A 7,191-nucleotide genomic window follows, 5' to 3' on the forward strand; every position below is an offset into this window, starting at 1 on the left:
CGAGCGGCTTCATTCCTTATTCCTTGAACAGTGTCAGCCCATGCTGCACCGACTGCCCGCCATCGATCGGCAGGACGGCGCCGGTGACATAGCTGCCGGCACGGCTGCACAAATAGAGCGTTGCGCCGGCAATGTCATCCGGCGCGCCGATGCGACGAAGCGGAACATGGCCGCCGACATGGTTGGCCTGTTCCTCGGTCGCGGTGGCGAAGGCGGTCATCCGGCTCTGAAAGGGCCCGGGGGCGAAGGCGTTGACGGTAATGCGACGGGCGGCGAACTCGATCGCAAGCGTGCGCGTCAGATGGTGAACCGCAGCCTTGGAGGCAGAGTAGGAATAAGCGTCGTCGGCCAGCGGCTGTGTGCCCATCACCGAACCCAGATTGATCACCCGGGCCGGATCGGCGTCGCTGGCGGCAGCATCGAGCAGCGGCAGAAGCTCGCGCGTCAGATGGAAGACGGCGGTGACATTGACGCCGAACACCTTGGCCCAGGCATGGTAGGGGAAGCTTTCCAGCGGCGCCCCCCAGGAAACACCGGCATTGTTGACCAGGATGTTCAGCCGCTCCGTCCGTGCCTTGACCTCGGCGACCAGCGCAGCGATGCCAGCCTCGCTGGAAACATCCCCGGAAAAACCCTCGGCCCGGCCGGAGCCGCCGAGGCCGTTCAATTCGCCGGCAACGCTGATGCAATCCTCGCCCTTGCGCGAGGCGATCATCACGGTGGCGCCAGCCCTGACCAAAGCGGTTGCCGCCATGCGGCCGATGCCGGTCGCAGCCCCGGTCACCAGCGCGGTCTTGCCGGCCACCGAAAACAGCTCGTCCAGATAGCTCATTGTAGGGTCTCCGCGCCTTTGCTTCGCGGCCCCGGGGGGCGGCGTCGCGTTGACAAGACTATTCGAACTACGATCATCTCTGCCGCGGGTAAAGTGCCAAGGCCGAGGCGACCGAGTGCCGTCTGAGCTGACGAAGCCCAACGGCACGGTGTTCATCGGGATGCAGCTGCCGAATGATTGCGAAACGCCCGCTGAAGGCGGCCTGACCTGAACCTACTCCGCCGGCTCGACATTGGTGTAGGCGGCTTCCTCGAGCTCGCGCTTCAGCCGTGATGCCTCTTCCACCTTGGGTGTGACGAAGCGACCGAGCAGGAGATAGGCGACCGGGGTCAGGAACAGCGTCGAGACGGTGGCCAGGCCCAACCCGCCGACGATCACCCAGCCGAGCGCGATGCGCGCCTCGGCGCCGGCGCCGCTCGCCAGCACCAACGGCACGCCGCCGAGCACGGTGCAGATCATCGTCATCATCACCGGCCGCAGCCGGATGGTGGAGGCCTGCTCGATCGCCTCGCGCACGCCAAGCCCGCGGTCGCGCAACTGATTGGCGAACTCGACGATCAGGATGCCGTTCTTGGCCATGACGCCGACCAGCAGCACCAGGCCGATCTGGCTGTAGGCGTTGAGGCTGGTGCCGCTGAGCAAAAGGGCAAAGATCGCGCAGGCGAGGCCGAGCGGCACTGTCGCCATGATGATGACCGCGCTGACGAAGCTCTCGAACTGGGCGGCGAGCACCAAAAGGATGATGACCAGCGAGAAACCGAAGATGGTGATCATGGCACTGTTGGTTTCGCCCAGCGTCGCCGCCTCGGCCAAGGGGACGATGCGGCTGCCCGGCGGCAGGAGCGGCGTGGCGATTGCCTCGGCGCGGGTGAGCGCCTGGCCGAGCGCGAAATCGCCGCTGAGGTTGGAGGTGATCGCCACCGACGGCTGTTGCTGCTCGCGGGTCAGCGAGGGTGGCACGGCGCGCTCGGTCAGCGTGGCAATGGTCGACATCGGCACGAAGCGGCCGTCGGCCGTCTTCAGGAAGATATTCTCCAGGTCGGTTGGATCGTTGATCGGGTTGGTCGTCGAGACGAGCTTCACCCCGTAGCTGCGGTCGGCGATATAGACGTCGACGACATCATTGCCGTCGAGCATGGCCTGGAAAGTGTCGGCAAGCCCGGTGATGTCGATGCCGAGGTCCGAAGCGCGCTCGCGGTCGATGGCCACGGAAAGCTGGGGTTGCGTCGGGTCGACGGAGAGCCGGGGCGACTGGAAGCGGGGATCCTTCTGCATCTCGGCGATGATCTTCACCGCAGCGTCGCCGAGCGCCGCGCGATTGTTGCCGACCAGCGCGAACTGCAGGCCATTGCCGGCGCCGCGAATGCCGAGGCTGTTGGGCTGCATCGGAAAGACGCGCACGCTCGGCACCTGCCGAGTGAGCCGGCTAATGTCGGCCATGATCTGCTGCTGGCTGCGCGTGCGCTCGTCCCACGGCGCCAGCGTCATCACCATGAAGCCGGCATTGTAGGCGCCGTTTCGGCCGGCGCTCTCGAACGTGTTGCGGATTTCGCCGGAATCGCGCAGCGGCTGGATCAGTTTCTCGATCTTCTCCATCTGCTGCGTCGTGTAGTCGAGGCTGACCCCTTGCGGCGCGTCGACGCGCATGAGCACGACGGCACGGTCCTCGGTCGGCGTCAGTTCCTGGCGGATCGTGCCAAACAGCGTGAAGGCGGTGGCTGCAAACAGCAGCGCGACCAGAAGCACGATCCACGGCGCGTCGAGGCAGATGCGCAGGCAGCGCCGGTAGAGCATGTTCAGCGCGCCGCCGATGCGGGCGCCGATGCCGCTGCCGCCTTCGTGGTGAAGCGGCGCGGCCGACAGCATGCGTGAGGCAAGCATCGGACAAAGCGTCAGCGCCACGACGGCGGACAGAAGCACCGATATGGCGAGAACGAAGCCGAATTCGCGGAACAGGCCGCCGGTCTGCCCGGGCAGGAAGGAGATCGGCACGAAGACGGCGACCAGCGTCAGCGTCGTGGCGATGACGGCGAAGAACACTTCCTGGGCGCCGAGCAAGGCAGCGGCGCGTGGTCCCATGCCTTGATTGCGTCGTCGCACGATGTTTTCCAGAACGACGATGGCGTCGTCGACGACCAGGCCCGTCGCCAGCACCAGGGCGAGCAGCGTCAATATGTTGACCGAGAAGCCGGCGAGATAGATAGCGGCGATCGTCCCGATCATGGCGACCGGCATCGCGAGCCCCGGAATGAGCGTCGCTCGCCAGTCGAGGAGAAACACGTAGATGACGATCAGCACGATGGAGACGGAAAGGCCGAGTGCGATCTCAACCTCATGCACCGCGCCGTTGACGAAGACCGCATCGTCGCTGGTGACCTTGATCGACATGCCCTGAGGTAGATCTGCCTGCAGTTTGTCGACGGCGGCCTTGACGCCGGTCGAAATATCCAGCGTGTTCGATTCCGCCTGGCGGATAATGCCGAGGCCGATGCCGGTCTTGCCGTTCGAACGCAATGTGGTCTGGCCGATGTCGGGGCCAAGCGTGACGGTGGCGACGTCGCGGATGCGGGTCGTGCCGCCGATGATGATGTTCTCGAACTCCTCCGGCGTGGTCACGTCCGCCGTCGTGCGCACGATGAGGTCCTGGTTGGTCGTGGTGATCGAGCCGGCCGGCGAATCGAAAGCAACCGAGGCCAGCGCTGCCCTCAGGTCGGCGACTGTGAAGCCCAGGCTGGCGAGCTTGTTCTGGTCGACATCGATGCGAAAGATCTTGTCGCGGTCGCCATAGACCTGGACGTCGGCTACGCCGGGCACGGCGGCAAGCTCGTCCTCGATCTGGTCCTGGACCAGCACCGTCATGTCCTGCACCGACATGGTGTCGGAGGTGACAGCCAGTCGCATCACCGGCTCGGAATTGGCATCGGCCTTGACGATGCGCGGTGCATCCGCCGTGTCCGGCATCTGGTCGGCGACGCGGCCGACGCCGTCGCGCACATCGGAGGCGGCGACGTCGAGGTCGACGCCGTCATTGAATTCGATGGTGACGCGGCTCGTGCCGAAGGACGACGTGGACGAGATCGACTTCACACCGGAGACGCGGGCGACCGCGCCCTCAATCACGTCGGTCAATTCGCGGTCGACGGTCTCGGCCGCCGCGCCTTCAAAGGTTGTGTTAACGGTGACGACGGCGCGGTCAACGTCCGGCAGCTCGCGGATTTCGACGCCGTAGAAGGCGGCAAGGCCGGCGACCGCGATCAGTGTGTTCAAGACGAAGGCCATCACCGGCCTGCGGATGAATAGCGCGGTAAAGCCTGTGTCGCTGGCGGCGTTGTTGGAAGCGGTCATCAGCCGTCGGCGTCCGCGGCGCGCTGTTCTTCGCCGGCGATGGCGACCTCGCCGCCTTCGCTGACGCTCTGGGTGCCTTCGGTCACCACCATGTCGCCGCTGACGATCGGGGCGTCGATCAGCACGGTCTCGGTGTTGCGCTGGATGATGCGGACGGCCACCCGCTTGGCCTTGCCGTCCGCGATCGCCCAGACATAGGCGCCGTCCGACCCCCACTGGATCGCCAGCGGGCTGACCGCCGGATAGCTGTCGCCGGGGAACTTCATGGCGATCCGGAAGGACATGCCGGCACGCAGCGAATCGGCCGGATTGGCGATCTTTGCCTTGACCAGAAGGGTGCGGCTGGCTTCGTCGATGTGGTTGTCGATGGCGGCAACCGTTCCGGTATAGGCATTGTTGGGATTGGCGATCGGCGTCACCGACAATTGCGCGCCGACCTTGACGGCGGCGGCGAAGCGCTCCGGCACCCAGAATTCTACCAGTATGCTGGAGCGGTCGTCGAGGGTGGCGACCGCCGACTGGCTGGTCACATAATTGCCGGCTGATATTGGCAGGATGCCGACGACGCCGGCGATCGGCGCGACGATCGAGCGGCGCTGCAAGGCCAGTTCTGCATCGCGAAGCGCCAGCTTGGCATTGGCCAGCACCACTTCGGCATCGGCAACGGCGACCGCCGTCGCGGCGTTGGATGCGCGCAGCGATTTGACTCGGACGAGCTTGGCCTGCGCGTCCTGCACGGCAACTTTGGCGCGGTCCTGTGCGATCACCTCGGTGTCGGAATCGAGGGTGGCAATGACCTGCCCCTTTTCGACATGGGCGCCGGACTCGACCACGAATTCAACGAGGCGGCCGGAACTGTAGGGATTGACCGTCACCGAAGCGTTGGCGCGGCCAGTGCCGATTGCCTGCAGGCGATCGTTGATGACGGCCGCGGCCGCCGGCAACGCGACGATAGTCACCCTCTGGCCAGCGGCGTTGCCGCTGCCTGCTTGCCCGGCCTTATCGACGGCGCCCGTTGGCGGCGTTGCGGCATGAGCCCAGTCGATGCCCCAGCGCGCCAGCACATCCGGCGCGCCTTGAAAAAAGCGAACCCAGGCGGCCGCGGCCGCGACCAGGATCACAAGTGCAAAAACGATCTGTTTCCAGGTGGCCATCGGCGCTCCGGTTGGCAAATATACCGTCTACGGCTCCCAAGGTGAAGTAGACGCGACGGCACACTCCGACACGCAGGATGACTCGTCGATATCAAAGCTTTATGGCAATTCTCCCACTTGCTTGCACATTAAATCGGTGTAACCTTGATAAGGCTACGCTTGGGTCAAATTGGATCGGCCGGCTGCCGCCGGCTTCAGATGTGGCTCCCTTTGCTATCAATCTTCTTCAAGTCGAGCCGCGGAATGAGAAAGTCCAAGAATGCTTTAACCTTGGGGGGCTGAACGCCGCCGCCTGGCCGGATCGCATAGAGGGTCGGCTCGGGCCCTGCCCACTCGGGCCCTGCCCACTCGGGCAGGACGCGGACCAGCCTTCCAGCGGCAACGTCCGACTTGACGCGCACATGGTTGGTCATGAACAGGCCAACTCCTTCCAGCAGGAACCCGTGAAGAGCCTCTGGATCGCTGGCGACGGCCACTGCTCGTACTTTGAACTGGGACCGCTCGCCGCCGCTCGATAAGGGCCATTCTACTGCCGGACGATTGAAATAGAACTCTGTCAACAGACAGGCATGTTCCGCTAGCTCCGAAGGATGCTGCGGCGTCCCCGCACGTCCCAGATAGGTCGGGGCTCCATAAATGCCCATCGGCAATGCGCCGAGCCGCCGAGCCGTGAGCGTGGAATCGGGCAGGGTGCCTTCCTGGAGCCGGAAAGCGACGTCGATGTCCTTGGCGACGAGGTCGACGACCTCGTGCCCAAGAAGCAATTGCGGGAACACCTCTGGATAGAAGCGGCGAAACTCGGTGAGCAGCGGCGCGAGGACGCGAGTTGCCAGCCAGTACGGGGCAGTAATCCGAAGCCACCCGCGCGGATGTTGCTGCAACTCGGCCACTGCGTTCTCCGCATCCTCCAGATTCTTCACCACTCGCTCGCAGTGCTGGAAATAGACCGCTCCCGCTTCAGTCAGCTTCAGGCTGCGCGTTGTCCGATTCAGCAATTGTGTGTGCAGTCTGGATTCCAGCTCCTGCACCTTCCGGCTGACCCGTGTCTTCGGCACCTTGAGCACGCGCGCTGCCGCTGTGAAGCTCCCTTCCTGCACCACCTTTACGAAAGCGACCGTATCGCTGAAGTCGCGCAGCATATGGGGCCTCCAGCAAATTCGGATTGTCTCTCATTTCGAGACATTGATGTCCGAATCCGCTCGATAATCAAGCCGTATCCTTGGGGGTAGATCATGATTGTCCTATCAACAGCAAAACCCAACTGGAGAACTGCCATGATCAAATCCCTAGCGATCGCCGTCGGTGCGCTGACGCTTTCGGCAACTGCTGCCGGTGCGCAGAGCGTGCCGCTCCGCAACATCGTTCTCGTCCATGGCGCCTTTGCCGACGGAGCTGGATGGCGGGGCGTCTATGACCAACTGACAAGCCGTGGCTATAAAGTCTCGATCGTCCAGAACCCGCTCACGTCGTTCGAGGACGATGTCGCCGCAGCGCGTCGCGTGCTCGCCCGGCAGGATGGGCCAGCCATTCTCGTCGGCCATTCCTACGGTGGCACGGTAATTACAGAAGCCGGCAACGCTGCCAATGTTGCGGGCCTCGTCTATGTCGCCGCCTTCGCGCCAGAGGTCGGTCAATCCACGCTGGACCAATATGCCGAGGTTCCTCCGCCGCCGAACTTTCAGCCTGACGTGCAGCCCGATGGCTTTGCGTTCTTGAAAGCAGAGACGTTTAAGGACGGCTTTGCTGGGGATACCAACGATGCCGACGCCGCATTCCTGCGCGACTCCCAGGTGCCGATCGCTATGAAGGCGCTTGAGGCCAAGGTGACGACGGCGGCATGGAAGACCAAGCCGAGCTGGT

Annotated in this window: 5 protein-coding genes (1 of these 5 running past the window's edge); 1 reads left to right on the plus strand and 4 read right to left on the minus strand. The window is 64.2% G+C overall.

Annotated elements, in window-relative coordinates; genetic code table 11:
• Positions 1-16: 16 nt before the first annotated feature.
• The 4 genes from EJ075_RS17480 to EJ075_RS17495 all read right to left on the minus strand — a co-directional run bounded on the left by EJ075_RS17480 (position 17) and on the right by EJ075_RS17495 (position 6,470).
• The gene (locus EJ075_RS17480) at positions 17-832 is read right to left on the minus strand and encodes an SDR family oxidoreductase (protein WP_126105092.1); all 816 of its coding nucleotides are present in this window, start codon (positions 830-832) and stop codon (positions 17-19) included.
• 213 nt (positions 833-1,045) lie between these two features.
• On the minus strand, positions 1,046-4,177 hold the full coding sequence (locus EJ075_RS17485) for an efflux RND transporter permease subunit (RefSeq protein ID WP_126105093.1): 3,132 nt from the start codon (positions 4,175-4,177) through the stop codon (positions 1,046-1,048).
• A complete protein-coding gene (locus tag EJ075_RS17490; protein WP_126105094.1) occupies positions 4,177-5,331 on the minus strand; it encodes an efflux RND transporter periplasmic adaptor subunit in 1,155 nt (384 codons plus the stop codon). The genes EJ075_RS17485 and EJ075_RS17490 overlap by 1 nt, the downstream gene beginning before the upstream one ends.
• Positions 5,332-5,525: 194 nt before the next feature.
• Entirely contained in the window at positions 5,526-6,470 is a 945-nt protein-coding gene (locus EJ075_RS17495) for a LysR family transcriptional regulator (RefSeq protein WP_126105095.1), read from the minus strand.
• A 135-nt stretch (positions 6,471-6,605) separates the two neighbouring features.
• On the opposite strand from EJ075_RS17495, the gene EJ075_RS17500 reads away from it, so the two are divergent.
• A protein-coding gene (locus EJ075_RS17500; RefSeq protein WP_126105096.1) for an alpha/beta hydrolase crosses the window boundary here: on the plus strand, positions 6,606-7,191 show its 5' portion. 194 nt of this gene lie beyond the right edge of the window; only the first 586 of its 780 coding nucleotides appear in the window; the start codon lies at positions 6,606-6,608; the stop codon falls past the right edge of the window.

The organism is Mesorhizobium sp. M6A.T.Cr.TU.016.01.1.1 (genome assembly GCF_003952585.1).
Lineage (GTDB): Bacteria > Pseudomonadota > Alphaproteobacteria > Rhizobiales > Rhizobiaceae > Mesorhizobium > Mesorhizobium mediterraneum.

Bases quoted from the DNA above. Each gene is read 5' to 3' on its own strand.
- EJ075_RS17480 (WP_126105092.1), bottom strand. From the start codon at position 832: ATGAGCTATCTGGACGAGCTGTTTTCGGTGGCCGGCAAGACCGCGCTG.
- EJ075_RS17485 (WP_126105093.1), bottom strand. From the start codon at position 4,177: ATGACCGCTTCCAACAACGCCGCCAGCGACACAGGCTTTACCGCGCTA.
- EJ075_RS17490 (WP_126105094.1), bottom strand. From the start codon at position 5,331: ATGGCCACCTGGAAACAGATCGTTTTTGCACTTGTGATCCTGGTCGCG.
- EJ075_RS17495 (WP_126105095.1), bottom strand. From the start codon at position 6,470: ATGCTGCGCGACTTCAGCGATACGGTCGCTTTCGTAAAGGTGGTGCAG.